10 protein-coding genes are annotated in these 16,267 nt (G+C 43.4%); 7 read left to right on the top strand and 3 right to left on the bottom strand.

Features of this window, described 5'->3' with window-relative positions; genetic code table 11:
• The first annotated feature begins 30 nt into the window (after positions 1-30).
• The 3 genes from mutS to HC643_RS01775 all read left to right on the top strand — a co-directional run bounded on the left by mutS (position 31) and on the right by HC643_RS01775 (position 4,374).
• Positions 31-2,625, top strand: a complete 2,595-nt coding sequence (gene mutS / locus HC643_RS01785) for a DNA mismatch repair protein MutS (RefSeq protein ID WP_050045134.1) — start codon at positions 31-33, stop codon at positions 2,623-2,625.
• A gap of 123 nt (positions 2,626-2,748) precedes the next feature.
• A complete protein-coding gene (locus HC643_RS01780; RefSeq protein ID WP_038090750.1) occupies positions 2,749-3,297 on the top strand; it encodes a dihydrofolate reductase family protein in 549 nt (182 codons plus the stop codon).
• Between the two features lie 288 nt (positions 3,298-3,585).
• On the top strand, positions 3,586-4,374 hold the full coding sequence (locus HC643_RS01775; RefSeq protein ID WP_237265811.1) for an alpha/beta fold hydrolase: 789 nt from the start codon (positions 3,586-3,588) through the stop codon (positions 4,372-4,374).
• Between the two features lie 222 nt (positions 4,375-4,596).
• On the opposite strand, the gene HC643_RS01770 is transcribed toward HC643_RS01775, so the two are convergent.
• Together HC643_RS01770 and HC643_RS01765 are read right to left on the bottom strand one after the other, a co-directional pair.
• Positions 4,597-10,149, bottom strand: coding sequence for a translocation/assembly module TamB domain-containing protein (locus tag HC643_RS01770; protein WP_038090747.1), 5,553 nt, complete (start codon positions 10,147-10,149; stop codon positions 4,597-4,599).
• A 611-nt stretch (positions 10,150-10,760) separates the two neighbouring features.
• The gene (locus tag HC643_RS01765) at positions 10,761-11,063 is read right to left on the bottom strand and encodes a hypothetical protein (RefSeq protein ID WP_038090744.1); all 303 of its coding nucleotides are present in this window, start codon (positions 11,061-11,063) and stop codon (positions 10,761-10,763) included.
• A 137-nt stretch (positions 11,064-11,200) separates the two neighbouring features.
• Here HC643_RS01765 and HC643_RS01760 point away from each other — a divergent pair, with 137 nt between their 5' ends.
• The 3 genes from HC643_RS01760 (at position 11,201) to pdxR (ending at position 14,410) form a co-directional block, all read left to right on the top strand.
• Positions 11,201-11,575 (top strand): cupin domain-containing protein, encoded by a 375-nt coding sequence (locus HC643_RS01760; RefSeq protein ID WP_038090742.1) that lies wholly within the window; start codon positions 11,201-11,203, stop codon positions 11,573-11,575.
• On the top strand, positions 11,568-12,686 hold the full coding sequence (locus HC643_RS01755) for an alpha-hydroxy acid oxidase (RefSeq protein WP_038090739.1): 1,119 nt from the start codon (positions 11,568-11,570) through the stop codon (positions 12,684-12,686). The genes HC643_RS01760 and HC643_RS01755 overlap by 8 nt, the downstream gene beginning before the upstream one ends.
• 263 nt (positions 12,687-12,949) lie before the next feature.
• Positions 12,950-14,410 (top strand): MocR-like pyridoxine biosynthesis transcription factor PdxR, encoded by a 1,461-nt coding sequence (gene pdxR, locus HC643_RS01750; RefSeq protein WP_237265810.1) that lies wholly within the window; start codon positions 12,950-12,952, stop codon positions 14,408-14,410.
• A 249-nt stretch (positions 14,411-14,659) separates the two neighbouring features.
• On the opposite strand, the gene HC643_RS01740 is transcribed toward pdxR, so the two are convergent.
• Complete coding sequence (locus HC643_RS01740; RefSeq protein ID WP_038090726.1) at positions 14,660-15,127, bottom strand: GNAT family N-acetyltransferase; 468 nt, start codon at positions 15,125-15,127, stop codon at positions 14,660-14,662.
• 293 nt (positions 15,128-15,420) lie between these two features.
• Here HC643_RS01740 and HC643_RS01735 point away from each other — a divergent pair, with 293 nt between their 5' ends.
• Positions 15,421-16,266 carry an alpha/beta fold hydrolase gene (locus HC643_RS01735; RefSeq protein WP_038090724.1) on the top strand — a complete coding sequence of 282 codons (846 nt, stop codon included), beginning with the start codon at positions 15,421-15,423 and terminating at the stop codon, positions 16,264-16,266.
• The last annotated feature ends 1 nt before the right edge of the window (position 16,267 follow it).

Below are 16,267 nucleotides of genomic sequence, written 5' to 3'. Positions count from 1 at the left end.
GCAGGCAGCCTTGTGTATTGGTAGACACTCATGACCGCTTCTCATACACCCCAAACAACCGAACCGAGTAACCCGAATGAGCCCATCGGCGACTACCGCACGGTAGACCGCAGCAAACTCAGCAAGATGTACCAGCACTATGTAGAAGTGAAGGAAAAGTATCCTCACGCTCTACTGCTGTATCGGGTAGGGGATTTTTTTGAAACATTTTTTCAAGATGCCATTGTTGTATCCAGAGAACTGGAACTGGTTCTGACTAGCAAACACGGAGGAGAAGTCGGTAGGGTACGCATGACGGGTGTACCCCATCACGCTTGGGAACGGTACACGACTCAGTTGGTAGAAAAGGGATATGCTGTTGTTATTTGCGATCAGGTAGAAGATGCTTCAGAAGCTGTAGGTTTAGTTCGTCGTGAAGTGACGCGCATTCTGACTCCCGGTACATTGTTGGAAGAAGGAATGCTTAAGTCAAGCAGAAATAACTACTTGGCGGCTGTGGTCATTGCAGGTGACTATTGGGGTTTGGCTTATGCAGATATTTCTACAGGTGAATTCTTAACCACTCAAGGGAGTAATCCAGAACATTTGACACAGGAACTTATGCGCTTGCAGCCTGCTGAGGTGCTCGTTCCCACTAACGCCCCAGATTTGGGAAGTTTATTGCGTCCGGGAGAACGTTCGGAACATTTACCTGAATGTTTGCCTCCATCTTTTTGTTATAGCTTGCGATCGCAAGTTCCTTTCTCCCAAGGCGAAGCCAGAACAAGATTGTTGCAAAAGTTTAAAGTCCGTTCTTTGGAAGGCTTGGGTTGCGAACACCTAGCCCTGGCTGTGCGTGCGGCGGGTGGGTTGCTGGAATATTTGGAAGATACACAGAAGGAAAACGCGATCCCCCTACAAACGCTCCGGACTTACACTCTCACGGATTTTCTCATTATTGACCATCAAACACGGCGCAATCTGGAAATAACTCAAACTGTACGTGATGGCACTTTTATTGGTTCTCTGCTTTGGGCGTTAGATAAAACTTCTACACCAATGGGTAGTCGTGCTTTACGACGATGGTTGTTGCAACCATTGCTTGATATTAAAGGTATTCGCGCAAGACAAGACACGATTCAAGAACTTGTTGATAACAATTCCCTGCGCCAAGATCTGCGACAGTTATTGCGTCAAATTTATGATATAGAACGGCTTACAGGACGTGCTGGTTCTGGTACTGCTAATGCTAGAGATTTATTAGCTTTAGCCGATTCCCTATCTCGTTTGCCTCAAATAGCAAATTTGGTTTCTGTTGCTCGTTCTCCCTTCTTGAAAGCTTTGCAAAAAGTACCACCAGGAATGGAAGAGCTAGCACAAAAAATTCGCCTTCATATAGTAGAGTCACCACCTTTACATATTAAGGAAGGGGGATTGATCCGTTCTGGAGTTGATGCTCAATTAGATGAACGACGCGCCACTGTTGAAGATGACCAGAAATGGATTGCTAATTTAGAAGTTGATGAACGAGCAAGAACGGGAATTGCCAATTTAAAGGTAGGATTTAACAAAACTTTTGGTTACTATATTGGGATTTCCCGTGCAAAAGCCGACCAAGTACCATCGAATTACATCCGCAAACAAACCCTGGTGAATGAAGAACGCTATATCACTCCGGAGTTGAAGGAACGGGAAGCCAGAATTCTAACAGCGCGGGATGATTTAAACCAGTTAGAATACGAAATTTTTGTAGCCTTGCGAGAGGAGGTAGGTACGCAGGCGGAAGTGATTCGCAATATTTCCCGTGCAATAGCAGCAGCAGATGTTTTGTGTGGGTTAGCCGAGCTAGCAATCTATCAGGATTACTGTCGTCCGTCCGTGGTGGAAGGGCGAGAAATCACAATTATTGATGGGCGTCATCCCGTGGTGGAACAGTCTTTACCTTCCGGTTTCTTTGTACCGAATTCCACTCATTTGGGGAATGGGGACCAGGGAAATTCCCCCCCTCTCCCCCTCCCCCCCTCTCCCTCTCCTGATTTGGTTATCCTTACCGGACCAAATGCAAGTGGTAAAAGTTGTTATCTCAGACAGGTGGGATTAATTCAACTGATGGCGCAAATAGGAAGCTTTGTACCCGCACGAGAAGCACAATTGGGAGTGTGCGATCGCATTTTCACTCGTGTCGGTGCGGTAGATGATTTAGCAACAGGTCAATCTACTTTTATGGTGGAGATGAACGAGACAGCAAATATTCTCAACCACGCCACATCAAAATCATTGGTGCTGTTAGATGAAATTGGTAGGGGAACAGCGACTTTTGATGGTCTTTCTATTGCTTGGGCTGTCGCTGAGTACTTGGCAACAGAAATCCGCTCCCGAACAATTTTTGCAACACATTACCATGAATTGAACGAATTGGCTTCGTTGTTATCAAATGTTGCTAATTATCAGGTCACAGTTAAAGAATTACCAGATCAAATTATCTTTTTGCACCAAGTTCAACCGGGAGGTGCTGATAAATCTTATGGGATTGAAGCGGGAAGATTGGCTGGTTTACCAAAAGTAGTTATTCAACGAGCAAGACAAGTGATGGGACAGATTGAAAAGCACAGTAAGATTGCACTAGGGTTGCAGAATTTGGAATAAAGAAAGCCCTTTTTTAAAAAGCAGAAAGTACGTTCGTAGTTGAGCTTTAGCCCCTGCATCGCAACTACGAACGAGAAAGGATTGTTTGCTCCAATTGACTGGTACACAAAAAAGAACATTAAAATGAGAAAACTCGTTTATCACGTAGGTACAACCCTTGATAGTTATATCGCTCACGAAGATGGTTCAATTGACGGCTTCTTAAAGTTTGCAGAGGGAGAACACGTAACAGAATACTTTGAAAGTCTCAAGACTTACGATACAGCAGTCATGGGAAAAAGAACATACGAGTTTGGTTATCAATACGGAAACAAACCAGGAGAACCTGCATATCCTCACATGAAAAATTACATATTCTCAAAGACTTTGAAATTTGATACAGAACTAGACGATCGAGTTAAAATTATCGCCCAAAACGAACTAGAAGCGATCGAGCAATTGAAAGAAGCCGATGGAACCGATATTTATTTGTGCGGAGGTGGAACCTTTGCAGGTTTTTTGTTAGATAACGAACTCATTGATGAACTTATCATCAAACTTTATCCCATTATTCTTGGTCGAGGCATAAAACTTTTTGGCAAGAGTAAAAAAGCAATTCATTTGTCGTTAATTAACTCAAAAAGCTACAACACAGGCGTATTGTTATTAACTTATAAGTTAAATTATAACTAAAAAAGCTTTGCGCCTTTGCATGAAATTCTTCAACGCTCGAATTGGGATGCTCCCTATAGAATTGGTATTACAGCAAATTCAGAGTTTATGAGGTAAGTACTTCATTCAAATTCCGACGTTTAAAAGCAACTCTGCAATTGTTGTACCTCACATACCTCAAAATGCTGTATTTTTATGAACTCAGAAATCTGGACTGATATAAGCCTTGAGAAAGGTTCGCCCACCCTCTAAGCTTGCTACTGTAATATTATCGCTGAAGTGATTTATCGAGTCATAGTGAATGAGGTTGTGGCTTTGAAATCCCAATTAACGAATCATCGAGTTGATTTACAAGATTGCACTATATTTTATCAGCAAAGTAAGTTGGAGTCGAGTTCAATCCCCATCCTATTTCTACATGGATGGGGAATTTCTACGGAGCCTTATACTGAAGTGCTGACATTGATAGCACTTCAGCATACCATAATTGCTCCTGACTTGCCCAGTTTTGCGCGATCGACTCACTCTGAGCTAATTCCCGATTACGCAAGCTACAGCAAATTTCTCCTGTCATTTCTGGAAGCTTTGAATTTACAACAATTTCATATAGTAGGACACTCATTAGGTGGAGGTATTGCCATTACTTTATCTACACTTGTTCCAGAAAAAGTCAGAAGTGTCATTCTGGTAGATAGTACTGGAATTCCCTCACCATCTATACCGGAGATGATACCGCGAAGGGCGATCGAAATGACGGTTCAAATGTTTCTTCCAAGACCCAGATTGAAATTAGTTGATATCCCTTTGGTGTTCTCCTATAACTTGTTATTCAATACGGGAAATGTCATTCAAGGACTGCTAATTTCTATATACGAAGATATCAGCCATCTGCTACCGAAAATTCAAGCTCCATGCTTGTTATTATGGTCTGATAAAGACCTAACTACGCCATTAAATAATGCTCAAGAAATGGCAGCAATTATTCCCAACTCTAAATTAATTACTGTAGAAGAAGGTTTGCACGAATGGGGACTCTGGTATCCTGAGAAATTGACATCACTCATACTGGATTTTATTGCTCAGCTCGAGCAATATTGATACGGTCACCTCTATGACTGGTTAATGACTTATACCAAATCCGCTTTTCTAACCCCTTTTAGCTTAGTAATTAGAAATCACGGCTATACAAACGAAGTCCGCAAGACAAGGACTTCTTATTAAGCCCACGTAGGTGGGCTTAGCCTGTATAGCGGCGATTTCAATCGCAAACGTGTTTTTTCTTCTAAAGTGCATTCTTGCGGTTTCGATCCCCCTAAAAAACTAAAACCGCGTTTCATACTGAAATTCCAATCGACTTTCATCTTCCAAATCTGTGGAACCTCGCACGAGAGTATTGTCATTCACCCGGTAAAGCACATTGTAACGGAAAGGCTCATTAGTTAAGAAAACTCTAGAGAGCGAAACAGAGAAACGCCTATTAATATCAAAAACACCTTCTGCAGCTAAACCCAATACAGAAGCCCTTGACGCTTCGTTAGCAACATTTGTAGGAAATATACGAAATTCACTAAATCCGATCGCTTGTCCTAATGCACTAATACTTCCTTGCAGTCCCCCCAGCACCGTAGAACTGGCAAAAGTAGCAATTCCCAATGCTGTATCTGATTGACCCAATGTATTAATAATCGATCCACCTAATAACGCAATAATTTCTGGTTCGCTGCGACGGGGTTCGCTTGTTAATTCCAAATTATCAGCTAATTGACTGGCGGGTCCGTCTACTCTCGCTTGAACGCGTACCGTTCTTAAAGTCCCAATACTTGTTGAAGGAATGTCACTGATCTCCGAAGAAATGACAGGAGAAGTCAAAATCCTACTTCCACTAGTTTCCGGTACAAGAGCAATCATTCGGACATCTAAAATCGGGTCAAGCCCCCGACTTGGAATAAACTCTGCTGTGTGTTCGTAACCTCGCTCTAAGGTAAACTGAGTTGTAAATAAATTAACTTGCCCACCTGTAAGTCGAATGGTTCCTTCAGGTACGGGTTTTGCTAAAGTCCCATTAATATTCAGATCTCCCTTCGCAACAAAGCTCAGTATGGCTTGCGTTGGATCGACTCCCGATGGTATGAAATTACCAAATACTGATTGCGTGGTGACACGAACATTATTGCCCAAAACGAGCTTTAAGTTGGTAAATTCGATAGGAGAATCGGTCAGTGCGGGTGCAGCACGACCGGGAGAACCACCTGTATTTTGTGCTGTTTCGGCGGCTGAGACTTCATTACTTTTTGTCCGACCACCTTGTGAAGCGTTACCCGCTGCTTGTTGTCCGATGGTGACTTGACCATCACTTAATAAAATCTCACCACTGATATCGGGTTTTAAAACACTTCCCCCAATGACAGCATTACCACTGACACCACCTTGATACAGATTCTGAACGGTCAAATTCAGATTTTGCAGAGATACTTTGAGGGGGTTTGTTGCTGCTTCCTGTTGAGCTTGTTGGCTGGCAAAAATGGGAATAATCCCCTCAGCAGTCAAATTTCCTCGATTGTACTGTCCTTGAATCCCTTGGACATCTACCCTATTGCCATTAAATGCAAGTGTTCCCGTCACATTAGTTAATGGATCTTGCAGAACTTGTGCTTGAAAAGTTGCATTATTAACTGTGGCAGTTCCCGTAATTGTTGGTTGCTTTAATGTACCCCCAATCTCTACATTTACCTGTCCTTGACCGTCTACCCAACTGACTACATCGGTAAAGGCGTTTAACAGGGCTAATCCTCCATCTCGAACGTTAGCCGTAACGTTAATGCGATCGCTGTCTGGTTTTACGGAAGCAAAAGGTAACGGAACTGGTACGCTTCCTTGTGCTTCAAGCGGTTGTGTTCCTGTCAGCAATAAAGTACTGGCAAAATTCAAACGGGCATTGTCGTAATTAAAGCTAAGTTGTCCTGTTTGCACGGGTTGCTGGTTTAAAGTTGCGTTTTCTAGTGTCACTTCTCCTATAGCACGGGGGTCTTTTAAAGTTCCTGCAAGAGTTGCGAGCGCATCCACTTTACCTGTTACATTTACGGTATTGTCTGGTATAAAAGACTGTAGTAATGATATTGGAAAGTCAGCAACACGCAATTGTCCTGATAGTTCTTCTGTCCCCAACTGTCCTGTAAAAGCCAACAGACCATCACCCAAATTTATACGCACTGGGACTAGGGTTACGACTCCATCTGCAAAGGTGCCTTGGGCAATAACCTGTTCTAATTTATACTCACCCCATTGCCAGTTAGCACCTTGAAAATTGAAACTAGCGTTGACTCCCGATTTTAAGGAACCAGCCACCTCAATTTGTCCGTTCAAAGCACCTTGTAATTCTGCCAGAACAGGCAAAGTTTGAGTTTCATTGCGCTGTTGTGCCTGTTGTGTTTTCAAAGCCTCAATTTCCGCAAAACGTCTTAACTGCGTTAGTAAATCTGCGTTAGGCAACCCCACAGGTGTTGTTTGAAGAACTTCTGCACCTGCCAATTCCGGAATCTGCAATCCCCCACCAAAATCTTGGAAATCAAAAATATTAGCTGCTTGTAAAACTTTTTGGATGTTCAGTTGGTCAAAACTAGCTTGAGCTTGGAATTGGGGATTATTGCCAGTTTCTACGTTACCGCTAACAGCTATAACACTGTCTCCTATTCGCAATTGTCCGTTGTTTAAAGATGCCCTTCCATTGGCATAACTGATGCTTCCTTGAAACGCATCCGCACCAACTCTACCCGCTTGAGGTTTTGCGATCGCCACATCTCCTACAACTGTAAACTGCTCCAAGTTAACCGCCAGATCTCCAGAGATCTCCCCAGACAGAGGTTTTAAATTTAAATTATTTTGAGGAACAACGCCCTCCAAAAGAGCAACGGGAAAACTTTGGACGTTAACCAGGAGATTATCTCCCTCCGTTCTTCCTGTTGCGACAGCGTTATCAAGACGAACTAGAAATGACGTTGGGCGATAATTTGAATTCAAACTCACTGCAATTTGGTCTTGCTGACCCGCAAGTCTTAGCTCTCCACCTTGTCCTCCCTGAAAATTAACTCTGCCAGTTAATAAGGGGTCAAACGCCAAACGGTTCACTTTCAATCCCCGCAAGCGAATATTTCCTTGAGCATTGGGAGTCTCTGGAGTACCCCTAACTTGTCCTCGGAAATCCAACAGCCCTGCTAGCGCCACATTAGCGGGAAGGTTGACAGGAATTTGTTGTAAGTTATAACCCCGTGCTTGGACATCCAAATTAAACCCGGAGACTTGAGGCGTTCCTGTTTCCGGTAATTGAACGGCAATTATACCAGCAGCACTCAATCCGGGAGCAGTGGCTCGTTCGATCGCAATTTGTTGTCCGTTCCATTGAACTTGCGCTGTCAGTGGTTGTTCGAGAGCGACTAATTGAGAAAACCGCACTTGACCTGCGGCGCGGATATCTGCGAGTTGAAAAGACTGAGTTGTTCCTGCAACTTGTAGATCGGAACTCAACCGTCCTTTTAGCTGTTGGGAAAATTGGTTAAGTTGAACTTGGGAGACATTGGCTAGTGCATCCCAGCGCCCGTTGTTGAGGTTAATGTTTCTAACGTTAACTGTCCCTCCTGCAACATTCCGTAAAGTTGCTTGTCCCGTTGCTTGAATGGCTTCGGGTTGGAAGGATGCAGTGGTTCCCGCCAGGTTCAACTGAGCGCTTAAGACGCCTCGTTGAATTTGGGGCGGGACTTGGGCAAAACGGCTCAATTGAATTCTTCCAGCATTAACAAATGCTTGCCACCGACCTCGTGCCAGCTGACCTCTTGCTCCGATTGTACTGCCTGCTATGTTGGCTACAGCATCTTGAAAGAGAATATTTTCTCCTTGTTGAGAGATGACTGCTTGTCCGGTTGTGGGATAAGTTGCTTTTGGTGCTTGAACTTGGGCGAGGGCTTGTAAGTTACCTAGAGTACCAGTTACCTTGGCATCTGCGGAAACATTGCCAATGGCAATCGGGGGTGAAGTGTTGTATGCTTTAGCTATTGCATCCCCTGGAAGATTGTTTGCTTCCACGTTCAAAGAGACTCTACCTTGGGGTGCCAGTTGAACTTGACCGTTTGCTGCGATTTGTCCTCCCACTTCTGGTGTTGCCAGAACTTTGGAAATATTGACAGATAGGGGTTGACCGAGAGTCCCGGTGACGGTCGCATTTGCGGAAATACCACCAATGTTAATGGGAACTGATAAACCGTAACCTTGAGCGATCGCATTTCCTGGCAAACTTTGAGCTTGGATATTTAAAGCTACGTTCCCTTGAGGAATCAGTTGGATTTGACCGTCAGCATTGATTCTTCCGCCTGAAACTGGGGTTGCTTGAATATTGGACAAGTTAACAGTTAGGGGGGGTTGTTTGTCCAAGGAACCAGTTACTTCAGCATTTCCCGACACATTGCCTACAGTGATGGGAGTTGTAAAGCCGTAAGCCTTTGCCAGCGCATCTGCTGAAATCCCTTCTGCTTGCAAGTTAACCCTGACATCACTCGCTTTTCCGAGTTTGACTTGACCTTTGCCAACAATTTGTCCTCCGGCGGCTGGAACCAATCGCAGGTTAGAGATGTTAAGTTGAGAAGCTGCTTCTGATATGCTGAGTTGGAAGCCAGTCGCGATCGCATTAAACAAAACGCGATCGACCTGAGTTGGTTTTATAGCACTTGCCGTTCCACTCAGGGTTGGTTGTTTGATAGGTCCGCTCAACTGAATGTTGGCTTGAAATTCTCCAGCGACAGGAACTGGTAAGCTAATATTCAGAGTGTCCAAAGCATTTTTAGCACTGACCGACTTGACTTGTGCTGCAATATTAAATCCTTTTTCGAGATCGACGCTTCCATTTGCCACTAAGGGCGCTTTGCCATAGTTTGCTGTCAGATTTTCCAAAGAAATTTGTTGTCCTTGGAATGACAATCTCCCGGTAGCATTAGAAAACTTTTGGGGAACGTTTTGAATTTGGGTTGTTACTTGATATGCGTTAGCGGTTCCTGTTACGGCAATTTCCGGATTGGATTGTTGTAGCTGAAGTGTCAAGTCACCATCGACACGACCTGCTTGTAAAACAGTTGGCAATTCAATTAACCTGCTCAAGTCGGTGGCTTGAAAGTTTTGTGCTTTTACCTTCAGGTTAGTTGCTAGAGATTTTATTTGAGTGCTTCCATCGAGTTGAACCGTACCTCCTCTGGTAGGTTGAGCACTGACTTCATAATTAACCAGTTGATTTTGAGACTGAATTCGAGCAATTCCATTCACCCTGTCTAGCGTCACAGAGCCCTGTGGTCTACCCGGTCTTGGTGTTGGATCTAAGACCACATCAGCATCTTGAACCCGAAGTGTTTCTAAGTCAGTTTGAATAAAACCGCTTCCTTCCCCTGCTTTTAGTTGAGTTGTGACCCAGTTTCCCTGCTTGTCCTGTTGGATGTAAACATCAGGTTGAATTAGAGTTACGTTAAGGCTGAGCGTTCGCGCAAACAAGAGTCGCAGGGGAGAAAATTCGACTTCTACAGCTTTTGCAGCCACTCTGTCTGGATCTTTAGCAGTTGCTGGTATTGATAGCGCACCAAACCTCAAACTCGTTAGCGAAAAACGCTCTACTTTGCCTATTTGTATGGGTCTTCCCAATAATTGTTCGAGATTGGTCTGAACCAGAGGTGCTAAATCTCGGTAGACAAAGTTCCTTACCCACCAAGCACCCGCTGCAATTCCCATTAGCAAAATGACACCCAGTACAAGACCGGTACGCCCCAATAAAAGGAGCCATAAACGAGGATTGCGAGGGCTAGAAGGCTCCTGTTCGTTTTCTGAATTGGGAGGACGCGTCATAAGCCTTAACCTGAACGCCTGCTGAATTTATTCACTATTCTTTATGATTTCATAAAAGTACATATTTTTGTTGACTGTCTTGTTTTTTCTAGCGAGTGTGAATATACAACGTGACGTAGAAATATAGCCGGAAGCGAAGTTAAATAGAGATCTACCCGATAAGGAAATCATAAAAAATACCTCTACTGAAGGAGCATCTCTCTATCTCCAGACCTAAGCATTTTTCCCATTGATTATAAAATACCAGCTTCAGTTAATGCTTGCTCCAACGCATCAAATATATTCAGACGCTCAGCCCATTCTGTATTTATACTACATAAACCAATACGATTCAGTTAACAATATCTAATCCAGATGCAGAGACTCACGATGGCGGAACAGTTGCGCGAAAATCCAGGCGATAATTTTCTGATGGAGTATTGGGTGGACGACCCTGCTTTACGGTCCGTTATCAAGAAATTGTTGGCGCAGTGTCCGCAGTGGGGACTGGTAGCTGCGGATGGGGTGCTGGTGAAGTGGGAGGGGTAGCGAAGCGATCGCTATATCAATATATCTTCGCCTATAATTCGTGCAAGTGGGTTTTTATAAGTGAAGCTGAAACGCTTTTTAATTTAAGAATCTGTTTCAAGAGAGCCATAATTTGAGGTTTCAATTTCACCTAAAACTATAGGAAACTTTACATCTTTTTTCTGATAAAAAGTTAAAACTACTCTAATTAGCGTTTGAGATGCTTTGCTATTATCCGATATATCAGAAATTAACTGAAATAATTCTCTATGAAATGATACTCCTATAATCCCTCCCTCATCTTCTACTTTGGCTACATAGCTATGAACTTGATTATTAAACATTAGGTTAAGAATTACCTGCTCATCTATCGAAGCAAGTTCTATGTTGATGAGTGAAACGAGCATATTGCACAAATATCGCCCACGGACTCGATTTATCCTCAAATCTTATGGAAAATGGGATCGTGTGCGCTCGGCTAAGAATCTAAACCTTTATCTTGATACACTTATCTTTGTGATGCTCTCAATGATAGTTAACAACCATGCCACAACTTATACCGCAACCGAAGCGTATCGAAGCTGCAGGTAATAAGCCCAAGATAATTGATGAGTACATCGGTCGTGTATCAACTCAGACTGAAGTTGTCAGTATTGCTCATATGCGATCGCCCAGTGGGTGGATTGAACCGGGACAGCGTCCTGAATTTGATGAATTCACTCTAGTCCTGAAAGGCACGTTGAGAGTAGAATCTTCGGATGGGTACTTGGATGTTCAAGCCGGACAAGGGGTCATTGCACGAGCGGGTGAATGGGTTCGCTACAGCACTCCTACAGAAGAGGGAGCTGAGTATATCGCTGTTTGTCTTCCTGCATTTTCACCTGACACCGTGCATCGCGATGGAACAGACAATGAATAAGAATAGTACAAGACCGCTGAATTTATTTGAGTATGAAAAGTTAGCCGTTGAGTGCTTATCTCAAATGGCATTAGACTATTACGCCAGTGGTGCTTGGGATGAGATCACCTTAAGAGATAATCGGGCGGCTTTTGAACGATACAAGTTGCGTCCGCGAATGCTTGTGGATGTGAGCAAGCGCAATTTGGCAACTCATATCTTGAGTCAACCCATTCAAATGCCTCTCCTCATTGCTCCGATGGCTTTTCAATGTCTTGCTTGTCCTGAAGGAGAAATTGCCACAGCAAGAGCAGCTCGCTCCTCTGGTGTTGGAATGGTGTTAAGCACTCTCTCCACAAAAAGTATAGAAGAAGTTGCCAGCAGTTGCCATGGCTCTGATTCTCCTGCTTTGCAATGGTTCCAACTTTACATCCATAAAGACCGAGGACTGACTCGCGCTTTGGTAGAAAGAGCTTACAATGCAGGGTATAAAGCACTTTGCTTGACTGTAGATGCGCCTGTTTTGGGACGTAGAGAACGAGACAGACACAATGAGTTTGCTCTACCACCAGGTTTGCAATTGGCTAATTTGGTCAATATCTCCGGGCTGAATATTCCCTATCAAGCAGGGGAATCTGGTTTGTTTACCTATTTTGCCCAGCAATTAGACCCGGCAATCACGTGGAAAGATTTAGAATGGTTGCAGTCTTTATCTCCCCTACCTTTGGTATTGAAAGGAATTTTACGGGGAGATGATGCCGTGCGAGCAATAGAATATGGAGCAAAGGCAATTGTTGTTTCCAATCACGGCGGACGTCAATTGGATGGTGCGATCGCTTCTTTAAACGCCTTAGTAGAAGTCGTCAAAGCAGTCGATGGGCGTGCTGAAATCTTAATCGATGGAGGAATCCGTAGAGGAACGGATATTTTAAAAGCTCTAGCGTTAGGAGCCAAAGCTGTGTTGGTCGGTCGTCCCATATTGTGGGGATTGGCTGTTGCTGGAGAAGCCGGTGTTGCTCGTGTTATCTCTTTGTTAAGAGATGAATTAGATGTAGCTATGGCATTAAGTGGTTGTGCGAGTTTGAAGGATGTGGATAGTCAGCTTTTAACCTGTGGCACGACTCCAAGTTAATTTGATTAAATCTAAGACGTAATCAACAGAGTTATCTATATATTCTGATATTTCATCATTCATAAGCCACAATTTGCCACCAGTAATATAAATGTTTGTCCACAGTTTTCGCGATCGTAATCTCCGAGAGGCGCGGTCAACAATAACGGTGCGGGTTTAAATCCCCACCTAAGTGCCTTCTGCCCTAGTAGCGAGCGTACTTCTGCCTTCGTTTTAAAGTTAGAGCGGATTTTGGTTGGACTGAAGATCCAATTATTATAAATTTGAGTAGTCCAATTTCAGTGGGAAAAGGTATGGAGTTCCATCTAACACTGGCTGAACGTCACGATTTAACCGGGCAAATTTACCGACAGCTTCGGGCGGCGATTTTGGATGGGCGTTTGCCCGCAGGCGAGCAACTACTACCAACTCGCGAACTGGCGTCTCAATTGGGTGTTTCGAGAAATACGGTGATGGAGGCGTATGATTTGCTCGTGAGTGATGGATTGCTTGAGGGACGCGTTGGTGCGGGGACTTTCGTTGCTGATATTGTTTCCAGCGATCGCTCCCTTCAAAATCTCAGACAATCAGCTATTGAGATCAAACCTTTTTGGCGACAGTTAACTGGTGCTCAATTGTTACCCCCTCCACCAGCCAATTTGATGTATAACTTTTCCCTAAGTCTTCCCGATAAACTGAGATTTCCCTTTGAAGATTGGCGGCGCATATCCGCTTTCTGTTCGCGTCGTTTAGCCGAAGTACCTGTAGGATATGGACCGCCAGAAGGTATCAGAGAATTACGAGACGCGATCGTCAAATACGTGTCCTTCAGCCGTGCTGTCAGGTGTCATCAAGACAACGTCATCGTGACGAATGGCGCACAGCAAGCATTTGATTTAATTGCGCGAGTTCTGATTGAACCGCAAACAGTGGTAGCAATGGAAGATCCGGGCTATCCTCCTGTACGTCTTCTTTTCGAGTCCTATGGCGCACAAGTGGTTGGAGTTCCAGTAGATGCACAAGGACTGCAAGTGGAGTGCCTTCCCAAAAATGCAAAGCTGATCTATGTGACTCCTTCGCACCAGTTTCCTTTAGGGATGCCAATGTCATTACCACGTCGGATCGCACTCCTGGAATGGGCAACACAGCATGGGGCGGCGATTATTGAGGATGATTACGATAGCGAGTTTCGTTTTGCCGGACGACCATTGGAATCATTGCAGAATTTAGACCGTACTGGAAGAGTTCTCTACGTGGGGACATTCTCTAAAGTGATGTTTCCAGAGCTCCGTTTGGGATTTATTGTTGCTCCAGATTTGATACAACAGGCGTTAGTTGTGGCAAAACAACTGAGCGATCTGCACAGTCCAGTGTTAGCGCAAGCAACACTGGCAAAGTTTATTGTTGATGGTTATTTAGCAAAGCATATTCGGAAGTTACATAAAATTTATGACCAGCGTCGGCAATGTTTAATTGCGAATCTGAAGAAATCTTTTTCTCCTTGGTTAGAACCTATTCCCGCTGAAGCTGGTCTGCATATTGCTACTTTTTTAACTTCTGATATAAAAAGTAATGCTGTGATTGATGAAGCAGCAGAACAGGGGATATTTCTTTTTTCTCTTGAGCATTTTTATACTTCATCTACGGTTAAATCGGGTTTGATTTTTGGATATGGTACTATTGAGGTCAAGCAAATTAATGCTGGATTGGATTTGTTAAGAAAAATTCTTTCTAAAAACGTCTAAATTCTAAGAAATTGAGCGAGACAAAACCACCGAGATTGTGTGTTGGAATGTGACGGAAACAGACAATTATTAACCCGATATAATACCAAGCCGAGACACCAAGGCTTGCTCTTTTTCAGGCGTACTCGATGGGGCTGCTTGAAATCAACACCCGCCATCTTCGATTCATCGAAAACACCAGTTTGGGAAAGAAACCATGCTGTTCATCCTAGCTTAGGCTTATGTTGGTCTTTTTTTTGTTTTTAATTTTTAATTTTTTAATTTGAGTTCCATAAATATTTCTGCTATTTCATTTTCATTATATTTATTAATTTCTTGAAATCCATATTTTTCAAAAATTTTCCTAGCTGCAATAGATTTTTTCATCGCATCCAATCTTAATATATATAATTCATTTTCTTTGGCATTTAATAATAAATGTTCCATTAATAATGTACCTATTCCTTTACCCTGACATGAAGGTAAAACAAAGTACCTTTTAATCTCTCCTATTTTATCTACTTTGTTTAATATCTTTAATCCAATACTTCCAATTACGGCGGAATTTTCAATCATAATCCAGAAATTCCCCCCCGGAGTTTGGTATATATTTTCAATATTCCTTATATCCGAGTGCAAGCCAGTTGGATCGAATTTATATCCTCTAGACGAATACATTATTTCCGAAAATTCTTCCAAACTAGCTTGGAATTCGTAACTGTATGAGATTAATTTCATTTCTTTTACATCGATATTGCTAATATTGATTTTATTATCAAAGGAAAGCAGAGGGCAGAAGGAACCTGCACTTAAATTTTCCTTCTGCCCTCTGCCCTCGTACTTCTGCCTTCTGAAAAAACTTTACAACATATCCCATTTTGCAGATATCTCAATGGCTCGATTTAATTAAGTCTTGTTTTTTGTCAAGATTATTTTACATATCGTAATATTTAGACTCCGACTTGACACTACCGCTCAAGGCTAATATTATTAGTCTTAAAGGCTAACGTTATTAGCTATAGGAGGCACTCATGATTGCAAATTTTCAATTCAAAACAACTAACGTCAATGGAGAGCAACTAGCTTATGAGATTGGTGGAAGTGGATCGCCAATCGTATGCTTCCCTGGCATGGGTGACTTGCGCCAGGAATACGATCGCCTTGCCCCCGTGCTTGTGGAAGAAGGCTTTCGAGTCATTGTTGCCGATTTGCGCGGTCACGGCGATTCTTCTGTAGGGTGGGATAAGTATGATGTTGCGGCTTTGGCAAGTGATATCGAACGAGTGCTGGATGCTGAGAAAATTGAGAAAGCTTTATTAATTGGCTGCTCGATTTCCGGTGCTAGCACTGCCTACTTTGCGGCACAGCACCCAGAACGAGTGGCAGGATTAGTCGGATTGAGTCCGATCCGCCGGGTTCCATATACAGGGTTCAAAGGGATGGTGATGCCTTTGATTTTCCAGGTGATGCTCATGCAACCTTGGGGAATCTCAGCCTGGGGCTGGTACTACCGTTCGCTGTATCCCTGCACACCTCCCAAAGATCTTGATGCTTATGTGGCTAGACTGGAAGCTAAACTAAAAGAACCTGGCCGCTTTCATGCTTTCAAGTCAATGGCATTTACAGGGCGCAATCCGGCTCATCTCACCACCATTCAGCTTCCTGTTCTCGATTTTCTGGGTACAGCCGATCCAGATTATGACGATCCACAAGCTGAAGCAGATTGGCTGAAATCAATGATGCCACAAGATGAAGTCCGCCTACTTGAAGGTCTTGGACATTATCCACATCGGGAACAGCCAGAGCGTCTTTTGCCCCATCTGCTTGACTTTGCTCATCAGACGCTACAGTCAAATTCACCTTATGCCAAAGATTAAA

This window comes from Tolypothrix bouteillei VB521301, assembly GCF_000760695.4.
Classification (GTDB): domain Bacteria; phylum Cyanobacteriota; class Cyanobacteriia; order Cyanobacteriales; family Nostocaceae; genus Scytonema; species Scytonema bouteillei_A.
This window is presented reverse-complemented; position numbering and strand designations above follow the sequence as displayed.

Excerpts from the sequence above, each read along its gene's own strand:
- HC643_RS01780 (WP_038090750.1), top strand. The coding sequence starts at position 2,749 with ATGAGAAAACTCGTTTATCACGTAGGTACAACCCTTGATAGTTATATC.
- HC643_RS01765 (WP_038090744.1), bottom strand. The coding sequence starts at position 11,063 with ATGCTCGTTTCACTCATCAACATAGAACTTGCTTCGATAGATGAGCAG.
- HC643_RS01770 (WP_038090747.1), bottom strand. The coding sequence starts at position 10,149 with ATGACGCGTCCTCCCAATTCAGAAAACGAACAGGAGCCTTCTAGCCCT.
- HC643_RS01735 (WP_038090724.1), top strand. The coding sequence starts at position 15,421 with ATGATTGCAAATTTTCAATTCAAAACAACTAACGTCAATGGAGAGCAA.
- HC643_RS01740 (WP_038090726.1), bottom strand. The coding sequence starts at position 15,127 with ATGAAATTAATCTCATACAGTTACGAATTCCAAGCTAGTTTGGAAGAA.
- mutS (WP_050045134.1), top strand. The coding sequence starts at position 31 with ATGACCGCTTCTCATACACCCCAAACAACCGAACCGAGTAACCCGAAT.
- HC643_RS01755 (WP_038090739.1), top strand. The coding sequence starts at position 11,568 with ATGAATAAGAATAGTACAAGACCGCTGAATTTATTTGAGTATGAAAAG.
- HC643_RS01760 (WP_038090742.1), top strand. The coding sequence starts at position 11,201 with ATGCCACAACTTATACCGCAACCGAAGCGTATCGAAGCTGCAGGTAAT.